Source organism: Kitasatospora sp. NBC_00039 (assembly GCF_045160625.1).
In the GTDB taxonomy this organism is placed as follows: domain Bacteria; phylum Actinomycetota; class Actinomycetes; order Streptomycetales; family Streptomycetaceae; genus Kitasatospora.
On sequence record NZ_CP108289.1, the window covers coordinates 321466 to 348118 of the forward strand.

At 71.3% G+C, this 26653-nt stretch carries 20 protein-coding genes and 4 pseudogenes; 17 read left to right on the plus strand and 7 right to left on the minus strand.

Going from position 1 to position 26653, the window contains the following annotated elements:
- The first annotated feature begins 26 nt into the window (after window positions 1–26).
- From OG286_RS01760 to OG286_RS01800, 9 genes and pseudogenes are all read left to right on the plus strand, one after another.
- Window positions 27–932, plus strand: coding sequence for an NADP-dependent oxidoreductase (locus OG286_RS01760; RefSeq protein ID WP_396320220.1), 906 nt, complete (start codon window positions 27–29; stop codon window positions 930–932).
- A 135-nt stretch (window positions 933–1067) separates the two neighbouring features.
- Complete coding sequence (locus tag OG286_RS01765; protein WP_396320221.1) at window positions 1068–1397, plus strand: winged helix-turn-helix transcriptional regulator; 330 nt, start codon at window positions 1068–1070, stop codon at window positions 1395–1397.
- Between the two features lie 35 nt (window positions 1398–1432).
- Window positions 1433–2227 carry an alpha/beta fold hydrolase gene (locus OG286_RS01770; protein ID WP_396320222.1) on the plus strand — a complete coding sequence of 265 codons (795 nt, stop codon included), beginning with the start codon at window positions 1433–1435 and terminating at the stop codon, window positions 2225–2227.
- Window positions 2228–2415: 188 nt separating this feature from the next.
- Complete coding sequence (locus tag OG286_RS01775; protein ID WP_396320223.1) at window positions 2416–3219, plus strand: hypothetical protein; 804 nt, start codon at window positions 2416–2418, stop codon at window positions 3217–3219.
- Window positions 3220–3609: 390 nt separating this feature from the next.
- Window positions 3610–3801, plus strand: a pseudogene (locus OG286_RS01780) (deaminase); the annotation flags it as partial.
- Window positions 3802–3866: 65 nt separating this feature from the next.
- Window positions 3867–4709, plus strand: a complete 843-nt coding sequence (locus OG286_RS01785; RefSeq protein WP_396320224.1) for an alpha/beta fold hydrolase — start codon at window positions 3867–3869, stop codon at window positions 4707–4709.
- Window positions 4710–4730: 21 nt separating this feature from the next.
- Window positions 4731–4910: a hypothetical protein gene (locus tag OG286_RS01790; protein WP_396320225.1), complete on the plus strand. Its 180-nt coding sequence runs from the start codon at window positions 4731–4733 to the stop codon at window positions 4908–4910.
- Window positions 4911–4917: 7 nt separating this feature from the next.
- A complete protein-coding gene (locus OG286_RS01795) occupies window positions 4918–6258 on the plus strand; it encodes a radical SAM protein (protein WP_396320226.1) in 1341 nt (446 codons plus the stop codon).
- On the plus strand, window positions 6255–7271 hold the full coding sequence (locus OG286_RS01800; protein WP_396320228.1) for an aminotransferase class I/II-fold pyridoxal phosphate-dependent enzyme: 1017 nt from the start codon (window positions 6255–6257) through the stop codon (window positions 7269–7271). Before OG286_RS01795 ends, OG286_RS01800 begins: the two co-directional genes overlap by 4 nt.
- A 333-nt stretch (window positions 7272–7604) precedes the next feature.
- On the opposite strand, the gene OG286_RS01805 is transcribed toward OG286_RS01800, so the two are convergent.
- The 4 genes from OG286_RS01805 to OG286_RS01820 all read right to left on the minus strand — a co-directional run bounded on the left by OG286_RS01805 (window position 7605) and on the right by OG286_RS01820 (window position 12087).
- Window positions 7605–8546, minus strand: coding sequence for an ornithine cyclodeaminase family protein (locus OG286_RS01805; RefSeq protein ID WP_405363408.1), 942 nt, complete (start codon window positions 8544–8546; stop codon window positions 7605–7607).
- Window positions 8543–9676 (minus strand): aminotransferase class I/II-fold pyridoxal phosphate-dependent enzyme, encoded by a 1134-nt coding sequence (locus tag OG286_RS01810; protein ID WP_396320230.1) that lies wholly within the window; start codon window positions 9674–9676, stop codon window positions 8543–8545. The genes OG286_RS01805 and OG286_RS01810 overlap by 4 nt, the downstream gene beginning before the upstream one ends.
- Before the next feature lie 7 nt (window positions 9677–9683).
- Window positions 9684–10328, minus strand: coding sequence for a transcriptional regulator (locus OG286_RS01815; protein WP_396320231.1), 645 nt, complete (start codon window positions 10326–10328; stop codon window positions 9684–9686).
- Window positions 10329–11913: 1585 nt separating this feature from the next.
- Window positions 11914–12087, minus strand: a complete 174-nt coding sequence (locus OG286_RS01820; RefSeq protein WP_396320232.1) for a hypothetical protein — start codon at window positions 12085–12087, stop codon at window positions 11914–11916.
- Between the two features lie 98 nt (window positions 12088–12185).
- On the opposite strand from OG286_RS01820, the gene OG286_RS01825 reads away from it, so the two are divergent.
- Window positions 12186–12881 carry a phospholipase D-like domain-containing protein gene (locus OG286_RS01825; RefSeq protein WP_396320233.1) on the plus strand — a complete coding sequence of 232 codons (696 nt, stop codon included), beginning with the start codon at window positions 12186–12188 and terminating at the stop codon, window positions 12879–12881.
- A 210-nt stretch (window positions 12882–13091) separates the two neighbouring features.
- On the opposite strand, the gene OG286_RS01830 is transcribed toward OG286_RS01825, so the two are convergent.
- Window positions 13092–14330, minus strand: a complete 1239-nt coding sequence (locus OG286_RS01830) for a serine hydrolase domain-containing protein (protein ID WP_396320234.1) — start codon at window positions 14328–14330, stop codon at window positions 13092–13094.
- A gap of 113 nt (window positions 14331–14443) precedes the next feature.
- On the opposite strand from OG286_RS01830, the gene OG286_RS01835 reads away from it, so the two are divergent.
- The 3 genes and pseudogenes from OG286_RS01835 (at window position 14444) to OG286_RS01845 (ending at window position 18089) form a co-directional block, all read left to right on the plus strand.
- Window positions 14444–15598: a histidine kinase gene (locus OG286_RS01835; protein ID WP_396320235.1), complete on the plus strand. Its 1155-nt coding sequence runs from the start codon at window positions 14444–14446 to the stop codon at window positions 15596–15598.
- Window positions 15586–16224: pseudogene (locus OG286_RS01840) on the plus strand (LuxR C-terminal-related transcriptional regulator); the annotation flags it as partial. The gene OG286_RS01835 and the pseudogene OG286_RS01840, both read left to right, overlap by 13 nt.
- A gap of 383 nt (window positions 16225–16607) precedes the next feature.
- Window positions 16608–18089 carry an IPT/TIG domain-containing protein gene (locus tag OG286_RS01845; RefSeq protein WP_396320236.1) on the plus strand — a complete coding sequence of 494 codons (1482 nt, stop codon included), beginning with the start codon at window positions 16608–16610 and terminating at the stop codon, window positions 18087–18089.
- A gap of 338 nt (window positions 18090–18427) precedes the next feature.
- On the opposite strand, the gene OG286_RS01850 is transcribed toward OG286_RS01845, so the two are convergent.
- Window positions 18428–20683 (minus strand): ATP-binding protein, encoded by a 2256-nt coding sequence (locus OG286_RS01850; protein WP_405364643.1) that lies wholly within the window; start codon window positions 20681–20683, stop codon window positions 18428–18430.
- A gap of 172 nt (window positions 20684–20855) precedes the next feature.
- Between OG286_RS01850 and OG286_RS01855 the strand changes: the two are divergent.
- A pseudogene (locus OG286_RS01855) lies at window positions 20856–21077 on the plus strand (transposase); the annotation flags it as partial.
- Window positions 21078–21515: 438 nt separating this feature from the next.
- The gene (locus OG286_RS01860; RefSeq protein WP_405364645.1) at window positions 21516–23906 is read left to right on the plus strand and encodes a SpoIIE family protein phosphatase; all 2391 of its coding nucleotides are present in this window, start codon (window positions 21516–21518) and stop codon (window positions 23904–23906) included.
- A 544-nt stretch (window positions 23907–24450) separates the two neighbouring features.
- Here the strand turns inward: OG286_RS01860 and OG286_RS01865 are convergent.
- The gene (locus tag OG286_RS01865; RefSeq protein WP_396320239.1) at window positions 24451–24927 is read right to left on the minus strand and encodes a MarR family winged helix-turn-helix transcriptional regulator; all 477 of its coding nucleotides are present in this window, start codon (window positions 24925–24927) and stop codon (window positions 24451–24453) included.
- Between the two features lie 70 nt (window positions 24928–24997).
- Between OG286_RS01865 and OG286_RS01870 the strand changes: the two genes are divergently transcribed.
- The gene (locus OG286_RS01870; protein WP_405364647.1) at window positions 24998–25957 is read left to right on the plus strand and encodes an alpha/beta hydrolase; all 960 of its coding nucleotides are present in this window, start codon (window positions 24998–25000) and stop codon (window positions 25955–25957) included.
- A 516-nt stretch (window positions 25958–26473) separates the two neighbouring features.
- Window positions 26474–26650: pseudogene (locus OG286_RS01875) on the plus strand (AAA family ATPase); the annotation flags it as partial.
- Window positions 26651–26653: the final 3 nt, after the last annotated feature.

Sequence of the window (26653 nt, forward strand, 5' to 3'; positions counted from 1 at the left end):
CACCCGTCTCCACCTGGGAGTTCCTCATGTCCACCACGATCACTTTCTCCGAGTACGGCGCGCCCGAGGTGCTCCAGCTGACGGAGGTCGACCGGCCGGAGCCGGGCCCGGGCCAGGTCCGGATCAAGGTCAGGGCCGCCTCGGTGAACCCGCTCGACATGAAGATCCGTTCCGGCCTGATGGCCAAGGTCACCCCGGCCCGCTTTCCCGTGGTCCCGGGTCTGGACGCGGCCGGTGTCGTCGACGCGGTCGGCGAGGGCGCCGGAGCGGCGGTGGGGGACGAGGTCCTCGGCGCCACGGTCGGCGGCAGCTACGGCGAGTACGCGCTGCTGGAGCGTCCGGTGGCCAAGCCTGCCGCCCTGTCGTGGGAAGTCGCCGCCTCGCTGGTGACGGTCGGCCAGACCGCGCACCGGGTCCTCGGCCAGCTGGGCGTGCAGCCGGGGCAGACCCTGCTCGTCCACGGCGCCGCCGGCAGCGTCGGCGTCATCGCCGTGCAGCTGGCCGCCGCCCGCGGCATCACCGTCATCGGCACCGCTGGCGAGAAAGACCTCGAGCGCGTCACCGCGCTCGGGGCCACCGCGGTCCGCTACGGCGACAGCTGGGTCGAGCGGGTGAAGGCCGCCGCTCCGGGCGGGGTGGACTTCGTGTTCGACGCCTCCGGCGCCGGCGTGCTCGCCGACTCCGTCGCCCTGACCGGCGATGCGGCCAAGGTCATCACCATCGCCGACATGGCCGCCCAGCAGCACGGCGTGCGCTTCAGCGCCGGCAGCGCCGACCAGGGCAGCCAGGCCCTGCCGGAGCTGGTGAAGCTGGCCGCCGACCGAAAGCTCAGCCTGCCGATCTGGCGCACCTACCCCCTGACCGAGGCCGCCCAGGCCCACGCCGACCTGGAAGCCCACCGCAACCAGGGCAAGGCCGTCCTCCTGCCCTGACCCCCTGCCGCCGCCTCGCATCGCTGGACCGGGCGAGGCGGCCCCGGGGCCGCGGCCGGCACCCGCACCTCACCGGCCGCGGCCTAACCCCCGAACCCCCACGAGCTGAACCGGTACGACGGGAGGCCGAACGCGATGGCACTCGCCACCATCCCCACGCCCGCGCCACTGGCGGCCGACGCGGACCTCACTACCGCGTTCCAGGTCCTCGGCCAGAAGCGGAACGGCATCATCCTCCACACCCTGGCCACCCGCCCGGCCCGCTTCGGCGAACTGCGCACCGCCATCGACCGCATCAGCACCAAGATGCTCGCCGACCGGCTGCGCGAACTCCTCGACGCCGGCCTGGTCACCCACGACCAGCTCCCGCCCGGGCCCGCCGGCTACACCCTCACCTCCGACGGCCGGGCCCTGCTACCCGCCCTGGAGCACGTCCGCACCTGGGCCAAGAACCGCACCACCTGACCATCCGCCACACCCCAACGAGTAAGGGAAACGTCATGTCCGAGCGCACCCTCCCCGAGGCGACCTTCGCCCGCACCGTCCTGGGCTCCGGCCCCGGCCTCGCCCTCGCCCACGGCGCCGGCAGCAGCATCGACAACACCTACGGCCCGATCCTCGAAGGCCTGGCCGCCGGCCACACCGTCGTCGGCGTCGACTACCCCGGCAGCGGCAACACCCCCCGCTCCACCACTCCCCTCCAGTTGGACGACCTCGCCGACCAACTCGTCGCCGCCGCCGTCGCCGAAGGCCTGGACACCTTCGCCCTGCACGGCTACTCCCTCGGCGGCCCCGTCGCCATCCGCGCTGCCGCCCGCCACCCCGAGCGCGTCACCGCCCTCGTCCTGACCGCCACCATGGCCCACCCCAACAACCAGCAGGCCCTGACCATCAGGGTGTGGGGCAAGCTCGCCGCCACCGGCGACCGCCGCCTGGTGAGCGAGTTCCTCTTCCCCCACGCCCTCAGCCCCCAGGCCATCGAGGCCATGCCCGCCGAGCAGTTGGAGGAAGTCATCACCTACGCCGCCGGCGAAGTCGCCGACGGCACCGTCGAGCACGCCGACCTCGCCAGCCGGATCGATGTCCGCGACGACCTCGCCGGCATCCGTGTCCCTACCCTGGTCATCTCCACCACCGCCGACCACCTGGCGCCCCCCGCCCTGCACCGCCACCTCGCCGAGAACATCTCCGGCGCCCAGCTCACCGAGATCCCCACCGGCCACCTGCCCATGGTCGAGCGGCCCGAGGAATGGCAGAAGCTCATCACCGACTTCCTCGCCAAGCACAACGCCTGACCACAGACCGGTGTGGGGCCGCGCCGACAACGACGGCACGGCCCCACACCGATGTGTGCTCCCCGACAAACCTTTGGCGCACGGCCGCAGCCGATCACCGTGCGCACTCACCGACCGACAGTCCAGGCGGAGGACGGATGTCCATAACCAGAATCAACCGTGGGTGGGGACTTCGAACGACGGCATGCATGATCGCCGTCCTCGGACTCGCCGCGTGCGATGCGAATGCCCCGGCCGCGTCCACACCAACCGTCAAGCAGAGCCCCGGTCCTGCTCCCGCCGGCTTCACCGTCTACGACACGACGTTCTATGCGAATCTCGACCTCGAACAAGCCGGTGCGGTCAAAGCCGACATCATCTACGGATCCGCCGTCGCATCCCTGGCCGGCCAGCCCTCCCCCGGCGGCACATACGGCGGCCCCAAAGCCGAACTGGCCCTGCCGCCGCAGGAGGCTTACGAGAAGGTGGTGCGCCAGCACCTGGGCACACCAGGACCCCTCGTCCTGGACTACGAAACGCTCTACCTCACCGGCACGCCCGACGAAGCACAGCGGCACTACCAGAAGCTCTCAACATTGCTGCAGTGGACACACGAGGCCGCGCCGGGAAAACAGATCGGCGTCTTCGGCCTGCTCGACACCACGCAACCCGCGTACTACCCGCTGGCCCGCAGCCTCGCCGAACAGGAGGACGCCTTCTTCCCGGACCTCTACACCCCCTCCCCGGACCGCAACAAGTGGCAGGCAAGACTCGACCGCATCGTGGCCCAGGCGCAACAGACCAACCCGAACATTCCGGTCTACCCGTTCCTCTGGCCCCATTACCCTGACCACACCCCGAACGCGTCACAGTATCTGCCCGCAGACCTGTGGTCATACGAACTGGCGGCATGCGCGAAAGCTGTCAAGGGAGTCGTGATCTGGGGAGGGAGCACCAGAGGAAACAGCGACCGGGCATGGGTCGACACACTCAAGCAGTTCACAGCTCGGTGACACCGTCAGCCGGATCCGCCACCAACGACGAGCCCTCCGCACCAGCCGAGGTGGTCCAGACCGAGTCCCTGTGGCGCTACCGCCCACACGTGCCACCGCCGATCGCCCACCACCAACGTCGCCGCGGGATCCAACAACATGAGGCGACGAGCAGGCCGGGGAAGATCGCCGACCCTCGCAGAGGCCCCGTCGGCTCCAGGTGACGTCATATCTGGTGACATCCGCGGCACTCAGATCGCCAACTGTTGCCCAAAGCGCTGACTAATCGCTGCTACTTCACATGAGCGAAGCCAGGGGGTACGGAAACCGGGTGCCGGCGCGTCGATGAGTTTTCCGGCCCCGGCAGGTCTACATCTCGACCCGGACGACCAACTCATCGGGAGTACAGACATGGGCCTCATCCACATCGAGCTGTTCACGACCCTCGACCTCGTCGGGCAGGCGCCCGGCGGCCCCGACGAGGACCCCGTGGGGTTCCCGTTCGGCGGCTGGCAGGCGCCCCTGCTGGACGAGGTCACCGGGGCGCAGATCCTCGCCGCGTACGAGGGCACGGACGCCCTCCTGCTCGGCCGCCGACGGCACCCCCGGGACGGGCGACATGAGCGCACCCGACCGCGGTCTCGGGCGCGACGACTTCCGGTGATCCGATGACCACTGTCAACGCCAATGAGATCGCCTTGGGCATCGAGTCGTTCGGTGACCACGACGCACCACTCGTCCTGCTCGCAGGCGGGCCGACGATGCTCTCCTGGCCCGACTCGCTCTGCGAGCGCCTCGCCGCCGGCGGGCGCCGTGTGGTGCGCTACGACCTGCGTGACAGCGGGGAGTCCACGACGACGGATCCCCAGGCGCCCGCCTACACCCTGCGCGACCTCGCCGCCGACGCCGCGGCCCTCGCCGACGCGCTCGGCGGGGCGCCTGCGCACCTCGGGGGGATCGGTATCGGTGGGATGGTCGCCCAGGTGGCCGTGCTCGACCATCCGGGCGCGTTCTGCGCACTCACCCTGGTCGGCACCCGCGCGGTCGCCCCCGGTCCGCCCGACGACGACCTCCCCGACCATGACCAGGCGACGATGAGCCGGTTGTTCGCGCGTCCGATGCCCGATTGGACCGACCGCGAGGCAGTCGCGGAGTTCGCCGCCACCGGCGCGGAGATCCTCGGCGACGACCCCGCCGCCGCGCGCGCAACCGCCGCACGCATCTGGGACCGCACCCCCGGCACCACACCACCGGTCCAGATGGCCAACCAGCTGGGCACGGTGTTCTCCAGGCTCGACTCCACACCCCGCTGGCGCGAGCGCCTGCCCGGAATCGAGGTCCCCACGCTCGTCGTCCACGGCCGCCGCAACCGGATCTTGCCCCTCGGCAACGGCGAGGCGCTCGCGCGCGAGATCCCCGGAGCACGGCCCCTCGTCCTCAACGGGGCCGCCACCGCGATCCCCGACACGGCGGTCAGCAAGGTCGCCGAAGCAATGCTCATGCTCGGATAGACGACGGCAGGTGCCGCACGGGTGCACCGGGAAATCGACGAGGGACTGCGGGTGGTGGAGAACCGGAACTCGGCGAACAAGGACCTGGTCCACGGCAAGGACGGCGATCTGACCGGCGAGGCCCGGGAGAGCATGGAGGAGTCGGCCGGGGGTCCGGACGACGACGTCGCGATCCTGGCCCCCGAGCCCGTTCATGCATGATGACGGGATGAACCCTAGTGACCAGCGCTTCCACGTCATCGTGCTGTCGAACTTCGCGAAGGGCTTCGACAAGTACGCGTTCACCTACGGTAAAACGGGGATTCCGGAGAGTACCTATCCCGACCGGTTCCACCTGCTGACCCGTTCGGAGTTGGGTATCGGCATCGGCAAGGCGCGACGCTTGCTGGACCGTCTGGCCATTCCGGGCGACCGGCTGCTGGTGCTGGAAACCACGGTGGACCCCGACAAGCTGGTGCCCAACGTGTCGACCGGCCTCGGCATGGAACTGCACGAGGCTCACATCCGGTTGTCAGCCGTCCACGAGCTCGACCACGTAGGCGACGAGTTCACCCTGCGCCCGACGACCGTCGAGGATGCAATGGCGGACTCCCTGCACCTGCACGGATCGGCACTGCGCCGCTACGCCGACGTGCGACCGCGCTCGGTTTCGGTTCTACCGGTCGCCTCCGCCTGCCAGGCCCGGTGTTCGTTCTGCTTCTCCTCCGCTTCGATCTCCAGCGACCAAGCGCCGGCACGGGTCCCGTGGGACGCGGTCGCCCACTGGCTGGAGCGCGCCCGCACGGCAGGTGCCGAGCGGGCAGTGATCACCGGCGGCGGGGAGCCCACGCTCATACCGTTCGAACAGCAGCTGCGGCTGGTGTCCGCCTGCTCGGCGGCCTTCCCGAAGGTCGTCCTGATCACCAACGCGCACACCCTGGCGAAGGGTCAGCACGCTGACCGGGCCGGCCGACTGGCAGCCCTGAGCGCCGCAGGCCTGAGCGTGCTGGCGGTCTCCCGGCACCATCAGGACGACGCCGTCAGCGAGCGGCTGATGATGCTGCGCACGCCGGTGAGTTCCGTGGTCGGGACCTGGCACGGGGAACGTGACCGATGGCCGGGCCTGCGGATGAGGCTGATCTGCGTACTCCAGCGCGGCGGCGTGGCCGATGCGGCCGGCGTCGCCGACTACCTTTCGTGGGCCGCGGATCTCGGCGTCGAGGAAGTCTGCTTCAAAGAGCTGTACGTCTCCACCAGCACTGAATCGCTCTACTTCGACCGCACCGCCAACGTCTGGAGCCGAGCGCACCAGGTTTCGCTGTCCGTCGTCACCCGGTTCGCCGAGCGGCACGGCTTCGAACTGGCGAGCCGCCTGCCCTGGGGCGCGCCGGTCTACCACGGCAGCTGGGACGGACGGCCGATGCGGATCGCCGCTTACACCGAGCCCAGCCTGCTCTGGGAACGCACCAGTGGGATCGCGCGCAGCTGGAACGTCCTGGCCGACGGACGCTGCTACGCCTCCCTGGAGGACCGCGCCAGCGAGATCGTGGCGGAAGGTGCAACGGCATGAGGTTCGACGAGTTCCAGGAATTCCGGCAGCGGCAACTCGGCACTTCCTCGTCGCTTCTGGACGCCGCCGAGACCAACGTGTACCGGGCGCTCGCTCCGATGCGACCGGAACCGCCGACCGACACGATTACGGTGCACCGGTGCGATCTCGCCCGTGCCTGGCTGCGGCGGTTCGAGCTGCCGGAAGAGTGGTCCGGCCGCGCCATGGTCTGTCGAGGGGTCCGGCACGGGCTCGGTGTGGTGTTCCAGTGGCTGCGCGCCGTGCAAGCGCGGTTGTGGTTGCCCGGCGACGTGTACCCGGTGTACTTCGAGCTGGCCCGCGCGGCGGGCCTGACACCCGCGTCCTACCCGACGCTGCCGGTGCCGGCCTGGCCGGGGGCGCCTGCGGAGGACCGGCCCGAGTACCTGCTGCTCGCCAACCCCAGCAAGCCGCTCGGCCGGTACCTGTCCGATGCCGAGTGCGCCGCGGTGATCTCGTGGCTGCAGGAATCACCACACCGCCGCCTGCTGATCGACAGCGTCTACGACCTGGGAGCCCCGTTCGCCGCCGGGACACGGCGATTGCTGGACACCGGTCGTACAGTGCTGCTGCATTCGGTCACCAAGGGGTGGCTGTGGCCACGCACCTTCGGCGTGGTCCTGCTGGGTCCGGAACAAGCCGAACTGGCCGAGGCGTTCCGGGCGGATCCGCCGACGCGGGCACAGTTGAGGCTCGCCGACCGTCTGCTGACCGAGCACAGTGACGTGCCCCGGCAAGTCGGCGACGAACTGGCCGCACGGGCTGCGCGGTTGTTCGAACGGTTGCCGGACGAGGTGCTCGGGGCGATTCCCACGGCGAGCCGCACTTGTCCCGGCAACTACTTCTTCCCGGTTGACATCCCGGCGGAGACGCTCCAGCGCGAGCACGGCGTGCTCGCCATGCCGGTCAGCGTGTTCGGGGAGAGCAGTTGGTCCGGCTCCATCCTCACCAGCCTTGCCGACGCTTCCGGCCCGACGCCGGCGGTGGCGCGATGAAACCACCGGAAGGCCTGGCCGTGTACGACGATGCGGACTTCTACGACCAGGAGTTCGCCGCTCGCACCCACGACATTCCGTTCTTCCTGGGCCAAGCGGTCCGGGCGGGCTGACCGGTCCTGAAGGTGGCCTGCGGAACCGGGCGCATCACCCTGCCGATCGCGTGGGCGGGTTCGCGGTGTCTCATGAGACACCGCGAACCCGAGCTCCCGGGCGGTGCCGCTCTGGAAGAGGGCGAGCGCCACCAGGACGGCGCCCCGCACCGGGGCCGCCGAGCCCGGCTTCCACCGCTTGCCTCTGCCGACAGTCACCGCCCCGGCCGGCTCTGGGCATTCAGCGCGGGAGCCGGCCGAGGACGGCCGAGGCGAGTGCCGCGTCGAGTGCCCCGACACCGGTGAGGTCGGCGACCGTGATCGCGGTGTCCGGCCGGTCGGCGGCTGCTTTGAGGAGCAGGCCGGCCGCGATGTCGCTGTCCTGGGCGGCGGCACCTGCGCGCACGGCGTGGCCGAAGTCGCCGTGGTCGAGGCACTGGGCGTGGTCGTCGGTCGCGATGAGCCGTGCGCGGTGGAAGAGCGCCGGTGGTAGCTCGTTCTTGTGCGGCATGTCCGTGCCGATGCCCGTCACGTGAGCGCCCTCGCGCACGTGGGCGGCGTCCAGAACGGGGACTGTTGCCGGAGTCGTGGTGATGATCATGTCGGCGGCGGCCGCCTCTTGTGCCGACGCGGGCCTGGCGGCCAGGCCGCGTGCGTTGAGCTCGTCACACAAGGTGGCGGCTTTGTGCCGGTTGCGGCCGTGGACGAGCACGGTGCTGAGCGGGCGGAGTTTGGCCAGCCAGGCGGCCTGGAGGCGGGCTTGTTCGCCGGTGCCGAAGACTGCCAGTGTGGCGGCGCCGGACCGGGCCATGGCATGGGTGATCAGCGCGCCTGCGGCGGCGGTGCGCCAGGCGGTCAGCAGGCCGCGGTCGTCGAGGATCGCGCGGATCTGTCCGGTGCGGGCGCTGACGACGCAGACCAGGCCGTGGTTGGCCGGAAGGCCGAGGGCGGGGTTGCGGTAGAAGCCTGTCGCGATCTTGACGGTGAAGTCGGTGGCGCCGGCGATCCAGCCGGCTTTGACGTGGCAGTCCCCGTCGGCGTCGGGGAAGTCCAGGTGCAGCGGCGGTGGCACGCTGGTGCGGCCTTCGGCGTGGTCGATCAGCGCGTCGCGGACGGTGTCGAAGACCAGTTGTGAGGTGGCGGCCTTCTTGATGGCGGCCGCGTCGAAGACGGATAGGGTCATCGGCGCGCCCGCATCCACTGGGCGAAGGCGGCCAGGCCGTCCTCGGGGTTGCGGCGGCCGATGCCGATGCGGAACCGGTCGGCGGGGGTGGCGGTGAGCTCGGAGCGGTAGATGCTCGCGGGCAGCAGCAGGACGCCGGCCTCCTGGACCAGGCGGGTGCAGAACTCCTCGACGCCGTCCTGGCCGAGGTAGCGGGGGTAGGAGACGCAGCCGCCGTCCGGCGCCTGCCAGTCGAAGTCGTCCGTGAACTCGGCGAAGAACGCCTCGAAGGCCGGCAGGTTGGCCGTGATCAGGGCCCGGTTGCGGTCCAGGATCGTCGCGCGGGCCTTCAGCGCGATGCGGGCCAGGACCTCGCTGGGCGCGGAGTTGCAGATGGTGGTGTAGTGCTTGGCCCGCTCCAGGCGCGAGCGCAGCGCGCGGTCGCGGCAGGTGATCCAGCCGATCCGCAGCCCGGGCAGCCCGAGCGACTTCGAGGTCACGTTCAAGGACAGTGCGCGCTCCGACAGGTCGGCGGCCTGCGGCAGGATACGGGCCGGGTCGCGCTCCAGACCGCGGTAGACCTCGTCACTGAACAGGTGGATGCCGCGCTCGTCGCACAGCCGGGCCAGCGCGGTGAAGTCGGCGGCGTCGATGACCTTGCCGGTGGGGTTGTTGGGGAAGTTCACCGAGACGAGGCGGGTGTTCGGCCGGATCGCCGCCGCCACCTCTTCGAGGTCCAGGGCCCAGTCCCGGTCCGGGTCGAGGGCCACACCGGTGACCTCGCACAGCGCGAGCGGCACGGTCTCGGCGGCCTGGTAGTTCGGGGTCACCACCACCGCGTGGTCGCCCGCGTCGAGCAGGACGTTCATCGCCAGACAGAGGGCTTCCTCGGCGCCCGCGAAGCAGATGACGTCGTCCGCGTCGGCGTGCCCGTAGGTCTGGGCGATCACCTCACGCAGGGCCGGGTCGCCGAAGGTCTCGGTGTAGCCCAGGGACAGGTTCTCGAAGGCTTCGCGGTCCTTGTCGTCGGCCAGGGCGAGCAGCTCGCCGAGGGTCATGGTCTGGACGTCTGAGGCGGTCAGGTGGTGGCGGGCGGTGAACTCCCAGCGGGAGAAGTACGTTTCCAGGCGGAAGTCGGGCAGCCGGGTCATGGTCGTGTCAGTCCTTTGCGCTTGGTGCTCTGAGCTCGGCCAGCAGGCCGTAGAGGGTGGACCGGGACACCCGCAGGGCGCCGGCGACGACCGGGGCGGCGCGGCGCACCGCGAACACCCGGGCCTCGTCGAGGCGGCCGAGGGCGGCCAGGCGGTCCTGGCGGGTCATGCGTTCGATGGGACGGCCCGTTTCGCGGACGTAGCCGCCGATCACGTGCTGGATGCGCTCGGACCAGTCCTGTTCGAACAGCGGCTCTGGGCGCGGCACGGTCGGCGCGCCGAAGGCGGACAGCACCGCCGCGGCCCGTTCCAGCGGCGTGCGGTCGAGATTGACGCACAGCACCGCCGACGGACGGTCCCGCGCATCTCGCAGGACCGCGCTGACCGACGACAACCGGCGGCCGTCCGCGAGCAGTTTCTCGTACGGCCCGTACACGTCCTGCGCTGACGGGTCGAGCTCGACCAGCTCGCCGAGCAGCGAAGGATCCCCTGGGCCACGGGAGGTCATCGGGTTCCAGATCTCCAGCACCCGATCGGTGTCCGGATCATGCAGGACGACCTCGGCGTACGGGCCGAGCAACAGCGCGACGGCCTGGCACACCGGCGCCCACATCCGCACCCGAGGATCCCTGCCCTCTTCCACATTCCCCATACCTGGACTGTAAGTCCAGCCTGGACAAAATGTCCAGACTGATGGATGTGAGCGACGAGCACGGCCACGGGAGCGGGACGAACAGCGCCCCGCGATCCACACGGCGCTGCGCACCCGACCTGCCTCGCACAGCTCCGCGACGGCGCAGATGCGAATGCGGATGACCGGCGGCAGGTGCCACGCCCTACGATCCGCAAACCCGCGGGCATGCAGCTGCCCGCCTCCCACCAGGGACCGGACGGCGCCGACACCAGCGCAGCCACCAGCTCGCGCCCGGCCGGATTCGCCAGGATCAGCGCCCCCAGTCCTTCCGCCTGCGCCTGCCCTCACCGGCCGGGCACTCCAGCCGGCCCGGGCCCGCCCGGGCCGTCAGCTCCATCGAGCCCGCCTCACCACCGATCGAGCCCCGGCGCCTACAGCACGGACACACGGCGTTGGCCGCGCGGGCCGCCAGAAGCCGCCGCCCGGCGCGCTCGCCCACCGGGCTTCGCCGGCCTCGACGACAGCCGCCCGGACGCCGACCCGGCGGTGACCACCAGCCACAAATCCGCCAGTTAAGCGGCCCCTACCCCGAGGACAGAGGCCGTCCGACAGGACACCGACCGCCGCCCGGACGCCGACCGAGCACAGCTTCACCCACCCGAAGAACCAGCCCCGCCCGGCAACCTCCCCACCAACCCGAAGCGGACGACCACGCCGGCGCGGGCCCGGCCAGCCCCGACGAACCACGCAGCCACCCGCCCACCGCCAACCGCCGCCGAAGCCACACCCCCACAACCAGCCCGACCACCCGCCCCCGGGCGACCGGGGCGTGCGGGGCAAGGCGGCGTCACCGGTAGCTGGTGAACACCACCACCCCGGGGCACCCGCAGCCGCACCGACCCGACCCGACCCGACGGGGACGGGCAGACGGGCAGCTCCGGCCCACATCACCCACCGCCCCGCAGCGGGGCGGCTTGTGGTGGCCTCCGGGTTCCCTCACGGTGGGGTGGAGGCGGACCATCACGAATGGACGGCCGCCGTGTGCGCCGGCCCCGCCGCGGTCGGCAACTCCCGGAAACCGGCCCGCACCGGTCGGCCCGGCCTGCCCTGCGGGCCGGCATGCCGCCAAGCAGCCCTACGGCGCCGCCGGGCCAAGCTCACCGACGAACAGCTCGACCGACTCGTCGCAGCTAGGCCCGACTGGCACTGACCCGGACTTCGCGAAAGGCTCCCCCGGCGCGGCCGGGGGAGCCTTCGTTGCTTCTCGCTAGTGTCCTTGGTTCTGCCTGTCCGTCACCGGGTGCACAGACGTGGCGGTGTCGGCGGGTTCGTGCTCTCCGTAGGCGGCGGACACCGGCGCCTCCGGCTCGGCAGCGTGCGACGGTGTCGCGAGGCCGAACGCGGCGCTCGCCACAACGGCGCTCGCCGCGGGCAACCGCGCACAACTCTTCGCCCGGCTCATCGCCGGGACGCTCGACGTGAGCCTGCCGGCCGAACGGGCCGGAGCGCTCGTCACGCCGAACCCGGCGGTCCGCGCCCTGTCCCGGACGCTCGGCCCGGTCGGGAGCGACCCGGACCTGCTCTCCACCGGAGTGTTCGATCCTCAGGGCTTCTTCACCGCCAGCGCCAAGTTGCTGGGAGCCGTGCCCCTGGGCCGGCTGGTGGCAGCCGACTTCAGCCCCGCGCAGTTCCCGGCGATGGTCAGCTTCACGACTCCCGCCGCCGTGGTCACCACCCTGGACTGGGAGCCCGCGGTGACGAACGACGCGGGCGCCATCCTCCCCCTGCGGTCGAGGGGCTCCGGGCTCTCCCTGACGGTCCACGTCCGCCTGGAGCAACCGCTGGACGGCAGCCCGACCCACACCGGTGGGGAGCATGCAGGTCCAGGTCGCGGCGACCTACCCCAATGGCGCCAGGGGCATCACCGGCGCACCCGCGGGCTACGCGTTCGCGCGCTCGGGAGACCGGTCGGTGCGCGACCTCCTCCATCACGCCGTCCAACGCGCACGCCGGTGCATCTACGTGGAGGACCAGTACCTCGTGGACCGGGCCACCAGCGAGGCGTTGCAGGCCGTGCTCCCCGGGCTCGCCTCACTGGTCATCCTGATCCCGGACACGAACGCCGTGAACAAGGAGGTCCACCAGGCGTGGAGCCGCCGTCGCGCGTTCCTCGACCCCCTGCTCTCCGCCGCTCCGGGGAAGGTCGTGGTCTGCACGCACCGCAGGAGCATCGTGCACTCGAAGGTCTGGATCTTCGACGACCAGTTCGCCATCATCGGTTCCGCCAACTGCAACCGCCGCGGGATGACCCACGACAGCGAGATCACGGCCGGCGTGTACGACGTGCTGACCACGTACAACTGGGCGAAGCAACTGCGGATGTCCCTCTGGGGGAAGCATCTGCACCTGGCCCCGGAACTGCTGGAGGACCCGGTCGCGGCGGCGGTTCACTGGGCGACCCCTGCCGCCACCGCCGACGTCCTCGTCTACGACCCGCTCGGTGGCACCGACGAGCCCGTGACCGACCCGGACTTCGTCTGGAACAAGATCGTCGATCCCGACGGTTCCTAGGTGGCCAAACCCTGGTCCGATGCCATGACGCTCGTGCTGATCGAGCGCTACGGCCGGTGGGCGGCGGGGTGGCGCTGGTCGCTCGGCGAAGGGGACGTCGACGGAGGGCCGGTCGGGAACTGGTGCTGTGGGCCGCACTCGATCACCACCCCGGAGCAGTGCCGGCCGGCCAGGCGCGGGCGTCCCCTTGCCCGCTCCGTGCGGAGGGCCTCAGCGCTGCTGGTGGTCGGTGTCCGCAGTCGTGCACAGGGCGTCGTCGACCAGCTTGTTCTCGGCCTGTGCCACGCGCAGGACGTCGGCCTCGGAATCGGCCCGGACGCCCGACAGCGAGACCGTGACGCTGCGCCGGCCGTCGGCGGTGACGCCGGTGGCGGTGATCCAGCCGGAGTCGCCGCCCTCATGGCCCCAGTACTCCCCGCCGCAGGACAGCGGGCGTGAGAAGAGTCCCAGGCCGTCACGGGCGCCCGGCATGAAGCGCTCGAACTTCTCGCTGACCTGGACGGTCCGTGTCATCTGCGCCAGCTGCGCCGGTGGCAGGAGCCTGCCGCCGAGCAGGGCGCGGAAGAACCGGTTGAGGTCGGCGGTGGTGGAGACGAGCCCGGCCTCTCCGTTGGCGCCCGAGCCGACCTGCTCGGTGACGTCCACGAGCGGCTCTCCGGCCTTGAACCGCTGGTAGGTCTCGGCGTGTGGCTGGGGCAGCGTGGGTGAGGTACCCGGCCAGAAGGTGTGGTCAAGGCCGAGCGGCCGGACGATCCGGTCCCTCACCTCCTCGTGCCAGGGGTGTCCGGTGACCCGCTCGATGATCATGCCGAGCAGGACGTACCCGGTGTTGCCGTAACTCCAGTCCTCGTCGGGCTCGAAGTCCGGGCTGTGGCTCATCGCCCGGGCGACGGTCTGCTCGGCCGTGTAGCTGTCGTACCGGTGCTGGCGGAAGTCCTGCGCCGAGGTGTAGTCCGGGTAGTCGTCGTGGATGCCGTTGGTGTGCTGGAGCAGTTGGCGAATGGTGATCGCGCGCCCGTCGTTTCCGTTGCCGGACACCACGCCGGGCAGCCACCGCTCGACCGGGTCGTCCAGGGAGAGCCTGCGGTCGCCGGCGAGTTGCAGGGCCACGGTGGCCACGAACGTCTTGGTGACACTGGCCATCCGGAAGTATCCGTCCCTGGGGACCGGCCGGCGGGACGTCAGGTCGGCGACGCCGCCGGCGGCGGTCAGGTTCCGGCCGTCGGAGGTGACCAGGCGGGCCTGCACTCCCGTCACACCGAGCGCGGTGATCGCATCGGCGTCGCGCTGGAGCTGGAGCCGGAGCCGGCTTCGGTCGTCGTGCTGCCCGGCGGCCGTCGCGCCGGGCACGCAGGTGCAGAGGGTGGCGGTCACGACGGCGGCCAGCGCCAGGTTCCGTCGGACGGACCGGCCGCGCCGCCGGGGCGGACGTATCGGTGAAGTCGTCATGGGCGTTGACACTAGGTGTGGCCGACATGGGCAGTCGGTACCCCTCACTGGCGGGAAAAAGGGGTAGCGGGCTGTAGTGCCGGGCTCGGTCGCCATGGCCCAGACTTGTGCGGATGAACCACCTCGAGGACAGCCGGCTTTCGGCGATGTGGCGCGGTCTGGGTTACCTGACGGGGAGCCTGGTCGCCGCCGGAGTCGCCCTGTTCGCGCTGCCCGTACTCGTCGTCCCGGCGACAGCCCGCGCGTGGGCGTCCTGGCATCGCCGCCGCGCCGGCCGGCTGCTGCTGTCTCCGTGCTCCGGTCCCGTCAGCGTCGGTACGCGGCGTGTACTCGGGTGGCTGTGCGCAGGCGTCGTGACCGGTCTGGCGTTCGGGCTCGTCGTGGTGCTGTGCGCAGGCAACGCGGTGGCCACGGCCGTCACGGTGCCGTTGTGGTGGGCGTTGCCCGCCGGCACCCGCGCGGGCGGCTTCGCCGCCGGTGTCCCGCTGTCCGGGTGGGGCACGGCGCTGACCCTGGGGACCGCGCAGTTCGTCGTCTTCGCGGCCCTGACCTACTGGCTGGTTCCACCGCTGGCGCGCCTGCACGCCCGGATCTGCGTGGCGCTGCTGTCACCCTCGACCGCCGAGAGGCTGGCGCAGCGGGTGGAGACGCTGACCGAGACGCGGGCCGGCGCGATGAACGCGCACGGCGCGGAACTGCGCCGGATCGAACGTGACCTGCACGACGGCACCCAGGCCCGGCTGGTGGCCGTCGCGATGCGGCTGGGCGTGGCCCGTGAGTTGCTGGGCGAGGACCCCGGGGCGGTGGCCGGGCTCCTGGAGGAGGCGCATGTGGGGACCGAGGAGGCCATGGCGGAGCTTCGTGCGGTGATCCGGACGATCTACCCGCCGATCCTCGCCGATCGCGGCCTCGCCGGAGCGCTGGCCGCTCTGGGGGCCCGGTCGGCGATCGACACCGCCCTCGACATCGGCGGCCTCGGCACGGTCCCCGCCGCGGTCGAGGCCGTGGCGTACTTCACGATCGCCGAGGCGCTCACCAACGCCGCCAAGCACAGCCGGGCCACCCGGGCCACCGTCCGCGTCGCACGCGCCGGTGACCGGCTGTCGATCGAGATCGGCGACGACGGGGTCGGCGGCGCCGACGAGACGCGGGGTACCGGCATCGCCGGAATCCGCCACCGTGTCCTGGCGCTCGACGGCACCCTCCGCGTCCACAGCCCGGTCGGCGGCCCGACCACGATCGCTGTGAGCCTGGCATGCGGGTCGTGATCGCCGAGGACAACGTCCTGCTGTCCAGCGGGCTGGAACTCCTGCTGACCGCCAAGGGCTTTCACGTCGCCGCGATCACCCAGGACGCCCCGGGCTTCGCCGCCGCCGTCGCCGAACACCGGCCGGACATCACCATCGTCGACGTGCGCCTGCCGCCGACCTTCCGCGACGAGGGCATCCACGCCGCCATCCACGCCCGCCGCCGGCACCCCGGCCTGCCCGTGCTCGTCCTCTCCCAGTACGTCGAGCAGCAGTACGCCGGCGAACTGGTTTCCGACGGGCGCGGCGGCGTCGGCTACCTCCTCAAGGACCGGGTGAGCCGGGTGAGCGAGTTCGTCGACGCGCTGCGGCGGGTCGCCGCCGGCGCCACCGTCATGGACCCCGAGGTGATCGGGCACCTCCTCACCCGTCCCGCCCACGACCCGATCGCCGCTCTCACGCCACGCGAACGCGAGGTTATGGCGCTGATGGCCGAGGGAAAGGACAACGCCACGATCGCGGCCCGGCTCGTCATCACCGAGAACGCCGTCCACAAGCACATCGGCAACATCTTCGCCAAGCTCGGCCTCTCGCCTGCCGACAGCGGCCACCGCCGCGTCCTCGCGGTCCTCACCTATCTCAGCCGCCACCAACCGAGCGGTCCGCCGGGCGCGGAACCCGGCCCGGGGGTGCGCGGGAGCTCGGCGGGCAGTGAAGCGCCGCCACGCGCGGAGCCTCGTCGGCCGCAGCCCCGACCCGGGCGCTCGGAGGCAGGACCAGGCCCGGCTCTTCGCCGATCACCTCGACGTCCTTGGCGTCGAGCGTGAGGACACCGGCCGCCACGTCGGGGGCCGGCGCCTTCGTGTCCGATCGGGTCAGCCGTGGCGACCGGCCCGAGTCCGACCGGCTGCCGGCCCGACACCGGGAAGCCGCGGAGCTGATATGCACTCAGGTGTTCACGCCAGAAAATACATTGGATGCGACCTATCTGGCACGTTCGACGACCGAGCAGAACACCCGAGGAGTGATCATGACGGAAGACCTGAGCGCGCTGCCGCCCGGTGTGACCATGACCCTGGCCGCGATCGCGGCGACCGGGGCGGCCCCGCGTCCGTCCGGGGAGACCCTGGCGGTGCAGAAGCAGCGCATCTCCAACGGCATCGTCCAGCAGCTCTCCGACAAGACCCTGGCGACGCAGGGCAACTGGGAGCTGGCCTGGCTCGGGCTGAGCCCGGACAACGCCAACATGGCGTACATCGCGAAGGGTCCGTCGAGCCAGTTCGCCGTGGTCGTCCGCGGGACGGTCGGCAACGCGATCGACACGATCGAGGACCTCGACGTCGGCACGGTGGTCCCGTTCACGGTCGGCGGGCCGTCGCCGGTCTCCGTCTCGAAGGGGGCCATGACGGCGTTCACCCAGGTCGTCGCCATGACCGACGAGTCGTCGGCGGCCGGTGCCGGCCTCGTGGAGGCGCTCACCTCCCTGCTCAAGCCCGCCCCGGGGGCGACGGTCTACGTGGTCGGTCACAGCCTGGGCGGCTGCATCGCGACCATGCTCGCGCTGTACCTGCAGGCCCAGACCTGGAACGACTCACCGCAGTTCGCCGTGAGCACCTTCGCCGCCCCCACCGCCGGCCTGAAGGACTTCGCGGACCGCTTCAACTCCGTGAAGTGGGCCCTGTACCAGGGCTACGTCAACACGTACGACCTCGTGCCGCTGGCCTGGGCCAGTCTCGACACCGCCAAACAGTGGTACCCCTCCCCCGGTCCGGTCGCGCCCCCGGCCGTCAAGGATCTCCTCACGGTGATCAAGGGCCTCAGCGGGACCAACGCGTACATCCAGCCGGCCACCACCTCCTCCCCGCTGAACGCGGACTACAAGGCCTACGACCCCAAGGTGCTCAAGAGCACGACCCAGGACTTCCTGGCCCAGGTCGCCTTCCAGCACTCCAACCCGACCTACCTGAAGCTGCTGAATTCCCCCGTACCGGCTCCCGCGCCGGTGGTGGACAGCATCAGCCCCCGCGTCGGTGCCCCGGGTACCCTGATCACCATCACCGGCAGCGGCTTCGACTCCGAGAGCATGGTCGACTTCGGTACCGTCCCGTGCGTGCCGCCCAACGTCGTCAGTGACACCCAGATCACCGCGATCGCGCCCGACGGGGTCGGTGTCGTCGATGTCCGGGTCACCAACGGCCTTGGCACCTCCCAGGCCGTGCCGTTCGGACAGTTCGCCTACGGCGGCCCGGAGCCCGTGGTGGTCACCGGCATCGTCCCGGACAGCGGGAAGCTCGGAAACACCGTCACCATCAACGGCGTGGGTTTCGGCACCACGCCCACCGTGTACTTCGGCAGCCGCACCGCAACCGTCACGGGGGTCTCGCCGACCCAGATCAGGGCGACGGTGCCGGTGCCGGATCCCCTCCAGCCCAAGACCATCGACGTCCGGGTACGGGTGAACGGCTACCTGTCTCCCGCCGTTCCGGTCGACGAGTTCACCCACACCGGCTGACCCGGAAATCGATCCGAGGTCCGGTACCGGGCGGCGTGGACCGTCGAGCAGCGGCCGACGGCCCCGATCCGGAACCGGACCTCGGACCAATGCCTCAAGCCCGCCACTGCGGGCACCGTTCCACCGGCTCACGGTGGTCGCCGTCACCGCCCGCTCGAACAGGCAGAAATCCGATAAGGACATCGCCGAATGACGCCCGGTCGAGACCGAGAAGTGCGACTACGTCAACCGCTGGACCGTAATCCAAGACCCGCTGGGGCGGGGAAGCCGGGAACAGAGCCCTGGTCGGGCCGTCTCCCCCAGAGCACAGCCGCCGAGGACGGCGCACCGGCAGCCGGTCAGTGCATCCGTTGGTCTCCGGACATCCGGGCGGGGTCGACCTCGGTCGCGGCCGTCGCGCGGTCCAGCCCCCAGCCCTCTTCGTACGCCGCGGCGAAGGATTCGGCGCCCAGCGCGTCCCGCCCGTTGCGGGTGAGGTCGCGCACCTGCGGGTCGGTGTGGTCGTGCGTGCCGCGCAGCCGGGAGGCGGCGCCGAGGCGGACCGCCGCTTGGTGATGCAGTGCCTGCGCGTCGGCGAGCACGGCCGTGTGCACCGCCACCACGGCCAGGATGGGAAGGTCCCGGGTCCGCAGCGCCGCCGTGTAGGCCGTCGCCAGCGCCTTCCGCGCACCGGGCTGGTCGCCGGTCCGTAGACGGAACGAGGCACGTGCGGTGCCGATCAGCGTCCGCGCGTGGTCCCCGGGGAAGGGGATGCCGTCGGGCAGATCCCGTTCGGCCGTGTCGAGGAGTTCCCGCGCCCGGTCCAGGTCGCCGAGCCCCACCCGGAAGCCGGCTTCCCACGCGTCGACCAGCAACAGGATCTCCGGGGATTGCGAGCGCAGCGCCCGCTCCCTCGCCGAGTCCATCATCCCGATCACCAGGTCGGTGTCGCCGCTGCGCATGTGCAGATCGATCCAGCGCAGGTCGCCGAAGACTTCGTCCGCGAGGCTGAGCGAGCCGAACCCGGCTGCCAGCGACCGGGCTTCGCGCAGGTCGGCCAGCGCGCCGTCGAGGTCACCGTCGTACTGCCGCAACCGGGCGCGCATCGGCAGCGCCTCGGCCTGGCCCCAGCGGCCGCCGACCTGCCGGAAACAGGCCAGCGCGGCCTCCACGTCGGCGCGCGTCCGGTCGAGTTCGCCCGCGTGCTCGGCGAACTGGGCGCCGAACATACGGGCCAGCCCGGCGAGCCACACGTCGTCGCCGTCGGCCAGCCGCTCGGTGATCGCGGGCGTGGTCTTCTCGCCCTGTGTCCTTTCCGCCTGCAGGAAGGCGAGCGGGAGCGCGGCGAGCGCGCCGTAGGGGCCCGGCAGCTCCGGATAGGCGATCAGCCGGTCGGCCAGTTCGAGGATGCCGGCCCGGTCGTCCGCGGCCTCCACGGCCGCCGTGCCCGGCCGGGTGGCACCCCGGTTGAGCAGGTAGATCGCGTGGGCGCACTCGCGCTCGGGCGTAGGTCCGCCGCCGGGCACCGCAAGCGCCTCGCCGAGCCAGTGGGCCGCCTCGGAAGTGCGGCCCAGCATCTGCCAGTACCAGGTGAGGTCCAGGGCGTGCGCGAGGGCGCCGGGCGCGTCGCCGGTGTCGCAGCGTCGGCGCAGGGCGGCGAGCGTGTTGTCGTACTCGGCGCTGATCACGCGCAGGGCCACCGGCTGGCCGGGCCCGCGCAGCTGTGTGTCGTGACGGGCCATCAGTGCGGTGAAGTGGTCGGCGGCCACGTCGCGGACGGTGCCGAGAGTGTCCGCGCCGGCCAGCCGGTCGGTGCCGTACTCCCGGAGCGTCTCCAGCATCCGGTAGCGGCCCGGGGCGGGCGCGAGCTGGAGCAGCGACCGGTCGACCAGGCCGGCGAGCAGCTCGGGGACGTCCGCGGCCGGCACCGCCGTACCGGCACAGAGGGCGGTGGCCGAGGCGGCAGTGACACCGCCGGGCAGGATCGAGACACGTTCGGCGACCGTGCGCTCGTGCTCGCCGAGCAGGTCCCAGCTCCAGGCGATGACCGCGCGCAGTGTGCGATGGCGGGGCAGCGCGGTCCGGCTGCCGGTGGTGAGCAGCCGGAACCGGTCGGACAACCCGTCGGCGAGCTCGGGCAGGGACAGCGTCCGCAGCCGCGCCGCGGCCAGTTCGAGAGCCAGCGGCATCCCGTCCAGGGCGCGCACCACCTGTCGGACGTCGGGCAGCGTCGCCTCATCGACTTCGAAGCCGGGGCGCACGGCAGCGGCCCGCTCGGTGAACAGGCGTACGGCCTCTGTCCGCCGGGCCTGCTCGACGTCGTCGTCCGGGCCGGGCAGCGTGAGGGGGCCGAGCGGCACCAACGCCTCGCCGTCGACCGCGAGTGGTTCGCGGCTGGTGGCGAGCACGCTCAGCCCGGGGCAGCGGGGCAGCAGCGCCGCGACCAGGTGGGCCACGGCGTCGATCAGGTGCTCGCAGTTGTCGAGGAGCAGCAGGCTCTCCCGTCCACGGAGCCGGTCCACGAGTACGTGCAGTTCGTTGCTCTCGCCCCGGGGCCGGGCCTCGAATATCGCGCCGCCACGCAGCCCGGTTGCGGCGAGCAGGGCTGCGCCCACCTTGGCCGGCTCGGTGACCGAGGCGAGATCGATCAGCCAGGTGCCGTCGCGGTACGCCTGGTGCCGGCGGCGGGCCGCCTCGACGGCGAGCCGGGTCTTGCCGGCGCCACCGGGGGGTGGGATCGCCGCATCACCGCTTCCCGTGAGGCCTGGAGGTGCTGGAGTGTCCCCAGTGGGCGACCGCCGGCCCTACAAGAGCGACTTGTCCGACGAGCGCCGGGCCTTGATCGAGCCCGTGATCGCCGCTTGGAAGGCCCGGCACCGCTCGGTCAGCGGCCACCAGGGCAACTACGACATGCGCGAGATCGCCGATGCCCTGCCGTACGAGTCCCGAACCGGCTGCCAGGGGGGCCACCTCCCCCACGACCTGCCGCCCGCCGGCGCGGCGAAGTACTTATTAACCACCTTCGACACTACTCGCGGCCCGCGCACACTGTCGACGCCCCCGTTCACGGCCGGCCGGGGCGACAAACGGATCAGCACCAGTTCGGCTCGTCGGCCACGAATGCGACAACAACGGCGGGGCTCTGGTGGTCGTCGCTCCGGTTGCCGTGCCGGAGCGTCCCCGAAGGCGCAGGCTGGGAGGTAGGCCGATCGTCGTCGACGTCCGGTCGCGGCCCGGGTCCGGTTGTCGGTGGCCCGGATGATCGCACGGAGTGAGGGAGAGCTGCGTGACCACAGGAGCACGGCGGGTGGGGTTCGCAGACCGAGCGGTTACGGGCTGCCCCCCGGCTCTGCCGGGACGCCAGGCCGGGAGCGGGATCCACGTCATCCACGGAACGCGTGCCTATGCCGTGCCGGCGGTGGAGCACGTCGAGAGAAACCCGGCGGCATGACGACGCCGCGCGTCTCCTCGGCGGGGGCGCGGGTCACCCTGCGCGTGGACGCGCGGGGCTCAGTTCGGGAGTGGAGCGAGGAAGCCGAGGCACTGCTCGGCTATCCAGCCTCGGAGGTCCTGGGGAGGCCGGTGACGGACCTCCTGACCCCGGTCGGCGCGGGTGCGGGATCGGCGGAAGCCGAGTGGTCGGCAGCGGTGCTGCGGCATCAGTCGGGCCTGCCGGTTGAGGTCGAGATCCTGATACGCCCGGAGGCTGACCTGAACGGAGGAGTGGCCTGGTCCATTCTGCTCGCCACGGCGGACCGCCCCGACGTGCGGACAGTGGACCGGGCAGTGCTGAGGGCGCTCCTCACGGAGTCCCCGGTCGGCCTGCACATCCTGGACACTGACCTGCGGTTGGTCCGCTTCAACAGCGCCTCGCAGGGGATGCGCGGAGTCCAGCCGGACGAGGTCGTAGGGCGGCGGCTGCGCGAGGTCGCGCCCGGGGTGGTCACCGACGCGATCGAGCAGACCCTGCGGCACGTCCTGGACACCGGCGAGCCAGTGGTCGACTTCGTCCAGCCCGGCTATCCCCCGTCCGACCCCGCGCACCATCGGGTGTTCTCCATGTCGGCCTTCCAGCTCAAGGACGAGTCCTCGCGCGTCCTGGGGGTGGCCGGCGTGGTGACCGACGCGACCGAGCGGTACCGGGCCCGCGCCCGGCTGGACCTGCTGAACGACGCTGGCAGCCGGATCGGCACCACCCTGGACGTGACGCGGACGGCACAGGAGCTCGCCGAGGTCGCGGTGCCGCAGGTGGCCGACGCCGTGGAGGTGGACGTACTCGACTCTGTGTTCCAGGGCGATGCACCCGGCCCGGGGCCGGTGGCCGACAGCGTCACCCTGCGGCACACCGCCTTCCGCTCCACCCACGGCACTGCGCCCGCCCACGCCGTCGGCGAGAGGAGCAGCTTCTCCTTCCCGACCCCCTTCACCCAGTGCCTGGCCGATCTGCGTCCGCGTCTCGTCCCCCATCTTGACGAGGGCAGCGAGTGGCTGGTCCACGATCCGCCCCGCGCCGAGCGTGTGCACACCGAACAGCTGCACTCGCTGATGGTCGTCCCCCTCAGCGCCCGCGGCGTCGTCCTGGGGGTGGCCGCCTTCTACCGGTCGAAGACGGCCGGGCCGTTCGAGGAGGACGATCTGACCGTTGCCACGGAGCTCGCCGCGCGCGCAGCACTCTGCATCGACAACGCGCGCCGGTACACCCGTGAGCGCAACCTCGCGCTCACCCTCCAGCGGAGCCTGCTCCCGCAGGACCTGCCGGCCCAGACAGCGGTGGAATCGGCCTACGCGCACATCCCCGCCGACGCGGACGGGAATTGGTACGACGTCATACCGCTGCCCGGCGCCCGGGTCGCCCTGGTGGTGGGCGACGTCCAGGGTCACGGCATCCAGGCGGTGGTCACCATGGGCCGGCTGCGGGCCGCCGTCCACAGCCTGGCCGGACTCGACCTGGCCCCCGATGAACTACTCGCCCACCTCGACGACCTGATGGTCGGCCTGGCCGCGGAACGCCGGCAGCTGACGCGCAGCGACCCCCTCACCACCGAGGCCGCCAGCGCCACGAGTGCAACCTGCATCTACGCGGTCTACGACCCCGTCTCCCGGCACTGCGTGCTCGCCCGGGCCGGTCACCCCGCCCCCGTGATCGCGTTCCCCGACGGCACGGTGGAGGTCGCCGACATCCCCGACGGCCCGCCACTGGGAGTGGGCGGCCTGCCGTTCGAGACGGCCGAACTGACCATCCCGGAAGGCAGCCTGCTCGCCCTCTACACCGAGGGCCTCGTCCGGTCCGGGCCCGACGGGCCGGAGAACGGCCTGCGCCGACTGGAACGCCTCCTGGCCCATCCGCGCGCATCCGCGCAGGACGCCTGCGACGCGGTCGTCTACGGGCAGCCGATCGAGCGCGAGGACGACGGCGTCGTGCTCCTGCTGGCGCGCACCCGCACCCTCGGCGCGGACCTGGTGGCCTCATGGACGCTCCCGAGCGACCCCGCCGTCGTCTCCACCGCCCGTAGGCTGGTCGACCGGCAGCTGGCGACCTGGGGTCTGCAGGACCTGGTGTTCACCACCGAACTGCTGGTCAGTGAGTTGGTCACCAATGCCATCCGGTACGCCACCGGCCCGATCATCCTGCGCCTGGTCCGGGACCGGACGCTGATCTGCGAGGTCAGCGACGGAAGCAGCACAGCTCCCCGGGTCCGTCACCCTCGCACGACCGACGAGGGTGGACGTGGCCTTCTCCTGGTGGCCCAGCTCACCCGGCGCTGGGGCACCCGCTACACGGCGGGCGGCAAGATCGTCTGGACGGAGCAGGCCCTGCCGACGGCCGATCCCTTCTGAACACACTCGGTTCTACAGGGGGCTGTCCCGTAATGGTGGTAGCGCTGTGTAGTGATCACTCGAGGAGGATTCCCAATGATGTTGTCAAACCTGAGCAGTGACGCCAGGTGACTGCGTCATCCTGCGGGAGTAGCAAGCCGGCCGGTGGTTGCTTCGAAGGCGCGGTGGTCGCGTATGAGGGCCCTCGACCCGCACGGGCGCCCCGTTGCGATCTGGTACTGACACGCGCTGCCCGATGCAGGCAGCCTTGCGCAAAGCGCCCAGGGGTGTCTGCCAGCTGGAGCACGGGTCTGCGCGTCCCCGCGTGAACCCTGGGATCGCCTGCTGGCGCTGGCCTGAACAAGGTTCGAGCAACGCTGGACGATCCGCTCAGGAGAAGGTATGGGCCAGGTCTGTCGGCCTGCCGCACCCTGCCGTCTGCCAGGGCGAACACCATCGTAGACTCTCATGTGTTTAGCCGATCGGGTCGGGCCAGGCCGCTCGCCCCAACCGCGACGGACGTCAACCCACCTACCACCCTCTTCCTCGGGGATGCGAAAACGCGTCAGCCCGTGGGCATGCCGATCCGGTCGCGTTCCAGGACGGAACGCAGCTCCGAGAGCGCCTGCGCAGCGGCCGTCATGGGGGACGCCTTCAGTGCATCTGCGATCAGCTCGGCCAACCGCTCGGTGAAGGTCCCCTCTGCCGTGTCGACCAACTGCAGGCCTTCGCCGGTCAGTTCCAGTAGTGACGACCGGCGGTCCGACGGGTTCGGCACGCGGGCGACCCATCCCTGCCGCTCCAGACGGTCGACGCCCTTGCTGGTAGCCCCGATGCCGACGGCGAACTCGGCCGCCAGATCCGCCACCCGGGCCCCGGGGTGGTCGCGGAGGTGGCGCAGGAACTCGAATTGTGACGTGACGATCCCGTGCCGCTCGCGAAGACGGTCGTTGAGGGCGTTGTACAGACGCGTCTCGCATCGGACGAGGTCGGCGAAGAAGCTCGGGAGGTCGACCGTCTCACCGCTCACTTTGGATGCCATGGCATATAGTCTACATTAGATGCCACGGCATATAGTGTGGAAGAAGCTACGTACGGAAGGAGCACGCACCATGAGCAAGGAACAGCGCACGCAGGTCAGCGCGATGCTGCGGCAGCCCCGGCCCGACGGCTCCCGGTCGGTCGAGGCGATCCGAGCCGGATTCAAGGCGATGATGGCCCAGATGGTCGTCCCGGACGGCCTCCGCATCACCAAGACGACGCTCGGCGACCGACCGGCGCTGCACGTCGAGCCGGGCACCGAGCCGGGCACCGGGACGCGCACTGGGACGCGCACTGGGACGCGCACTGGGACGATCCTGTACTTCCACGGCGGCGGCTGGGTGTTCGGCTCCCCCGAGACCGCGCTGTCGCTCACGGGGAACCTCGTGGCCAGGACCGGGTTCACGGCGTACTCGCCGGACTACCGGCTCGCCCCCGAGCACCCGTTCCCGGCCGCAATCGAGGACACGCTGAGCGCCTACCGCGCCCTCCTCGACAGCGGCGAAGACCCTTCGACCATCGTGTTCGCGGGGGACTCCGCCGGCGGCGGCCTCAGCGTCACCACCTGCCTCGCCGCCCGCGACGCCGGCCTCCCGATGCCCGCCGCGATCGTGGCCTTCTCCCCCGGCCTCGACGCCACCCGGACGGGCGAGAGCATGGACACCAAGGCAGGCATCGACCCGTTCTTCACCCGTGAGAGCCTGGGACACACCGGGGCCATGTACCTGGCGGGAGCCGACCCGCACCAGCCCCTTCTCAGCCCCGCCGTCCTCGCCGACCTGACAGGCTTCCCGCCGATGCTCGTCCAGGCGGGCACCGACGAAGTGCTCCTGGACGACTCCACCCGCATGGCCGCCCGCGCCCGCGCAGCCGGAGTGGACGTGATCCTCGACATCACCGCCGACGTACCCCACGTGTTCCAGTCCTTCGTCGGCGTGCTCGACGAGGCCGACCGGGCACTGGACCGCGCAGCCCTCTTCCTCACACAGCATGTCCGCACTCCCGACACCGCGGCCACGTCAGCCCGGTAAAGCCCGGAACCCCCCGGCCAAACAACAGCCCGGACGCCTCCGACCCCTCTCGCAGCCAAACGGCAGCAACACGAGTCAACCGCGCACAAGCACAGCCGTGGTCCCGGGACAAGACCCCCCATGCCTGGCCAGTACCTGCCGGCGCGGGCAACGGTACGCGGTGACGGCACCCCCGGCAGGCCGGTCCGGACCCGCCGCGACGGATCAAGTCATACGTCGCATCGTCCATGCCGGAGGTCAACGACGCACCGCACGCGATGCGCGGCAGTACAAGCGAGGTCCAGATGCCGGTGACTGGCCACCATCCCTGCTGACCGCGCCGGAAGTCCAGCAGCCGTGCTTCACCGCCCCCTCGTTCACAACGATGGCGGCACCGGCCACCGGGGTGCCGCCGGGGACGCCCTTGCCCTTGGTGAAGAACTGCGAGACGAGGGAGGCGTCGCGGCCGAGCATCTTCGCGACCTGCCGCTCGGTGTAGCCCTCGTTCAGCAGCTGCCGGGTGAGGCGGGCGGCCTCGTGCTGATTGCGCTGGGCACCGAGGCCGCGATGGCCGGCCTCCGGGTCACGTACGTGCTCGCCACCAAGCTCGTCGACGAGCTCGTCGAGGCCGCAGACGAGAAACAGCCCGCCAAGACCACCGGCCGCTGCGTTCGGGAGGTAATCGCCGCCGCGGCCGACGAGGCCGGATCCGAGGAC